Annotated in this window: 1 protein-coding gene; it reads left to right on the top strand. The window is 41.8% G+C overall.

All coding sequences use genetic code 11. The features are described 5' to 3' along the window. Positions 1-270: 270 nt before the first annotated feature. Positions 271-479: transposase (locus IEY48_RS20370; protein ID WP_188923354.1), on the top strand; the 209-nt coding region annotated here is incomplete at its 3' end.

Here is a 479-nt window from a genome sequence, read left to right as displayed (position 1 = left end):
TCATTTCCAGACGCCAAATAAGTATGAAAGCCCGTTGTTAACGCAACGGGCTTTTTTACGTCTGATGTTTGTGTGTCAAATGAGCAAGATAACAGTGTGGTCGATATGCCCATGTGAGAGTAGGTCATTTTCAGGCGCCTAATTTACTCGAAGGAGTAGTGATAAGTCCGTTGTTAACGCAACGGGCTTTTTTACGTCTATTGTGGCTTAATGAATCTGTACACCGATATGAGGTAAACTCCTCCTGAATATAATACGGTGTATAAAGTAATGAAATCTCAACCAACTTACTCAACAGAATTTAAAATAGATGCTGCTAATCTCGTGATTAAGCAAGGCTACTCAACAAAAGTAGCTTGTGAGGCCACAGGTGTGGGTCCGACAGCAATAAGGCGTTGGGTGACTCAACTCAGGCAAGAATTTGAAGGTATTACACCATCAGGAAATGCCATTACCCCAGAACAACAACGCATTCAAGA

It is taken from the genome of Shewanella saliphila, assembly GCF_014648295.1.
Classification (GTDB): Bacteria; Pseudomonadota; Gammaproteobacteria; order Enterobacterales; family Shewanellaceae; genus Shewanella; species Shewanella saliphila.
The sequence above is the reverse complement of the archived record's forward strand: the minus strand, read 5'-3'. Positions and strand labels throughout refer to the sequence as shown.